Origin of the sequence: Proteus mirabilis ATCC 29906 (genome assembly GCF_000160755.1) — a bacterium.
GTDB classification, from domain to species: Bacteria; Pseudomonadota; Gammaproteobacteria; order Enterobacterales; family Enterobacteriaceae; genus Proteus; species Proteus mirabilis.
In genome coordinates this window covers 1-687 of sequence record NZ_GG668598.1, presented here as the reverse complement: position 1 = coordinate 687, position 687 = coordinate 1, and the positions used below count along the sequence as shown (strand labels likewise).

Here is a 687-nt window from a genome sequence, read left to right as displayed (position 1 = left end):
CCACGCGCACGTAACCACTCGCCTGTGGTTTCCATCCACATACGCCATGTTTTATTCATGGGTATGGTTCTTAAATCACGCCACTCGGTGATTTTGATACGATAGCGTTTACCTGTTGTCACGATTTCGGAGAGCACTTTGAAAATACTGTTGAGATTGGATTTATGGAGACAGATATCATCTGTCACGAGGCCTCCTTTTTACTTTATGAGTTAAAACGATTTTTCACAATACCTTTTAGGCTCTCGTTTCGGTTGAGCGCGATAAGCAGCCATATATTGATCAACCGGTGTAATACTCAATCCTTGTTGATCAACATACACGGTGCCTGTTTTACCGTGTCGATTGAGCCTTAAAATCATTTCGGTCAGCGTTTCATCAGCATTATCGTGGTACACCGCATCACGATAAATACCTAACCAATAATCACAATCTTGCTCGATTTGTCCTGTGTCTCTTGAATCACTTGGTACGGGACGTTTATCTGCCCTATTTTCTATCCCCGATTCAGTTGTACAAGCAACACAACCACCGTATTGAGCTCTTTCGCTAATATCTTTAGCCCCTTAGTGATTTCACCATAGGCAATATCATTACGATCAGCTTTTCCCGCTTGCATCAGAGTGAGGTAATCGACACCAATAAACCCAATATCACCGACTTTGCGTTTGATTTTCCGACTTTCAG

At 42.5% G+C, this 687-nt stretch carries 1 protein-coding gene and 1 pseudogene; both read right to left on the bottom strand.

What is annotated here, in order from left to right; translation table 11 throughout:
* On the bottom strand, positions 1-188 hold a 188-nt coding region (locus HMPREF0693_RS18190; protein ID WP_004247152.1), incomplete at its 3' end, for a NinB/YbcN family protein.
* Positions 189-212: 24 nt separating this feature from the next.
* A pseudogene (locus HMPREF0693_RS18185) lies at positions 213-687 on the bottom strand (DnaB-like helicase C-terminal domain-containing protein); the annotation flags it as partial.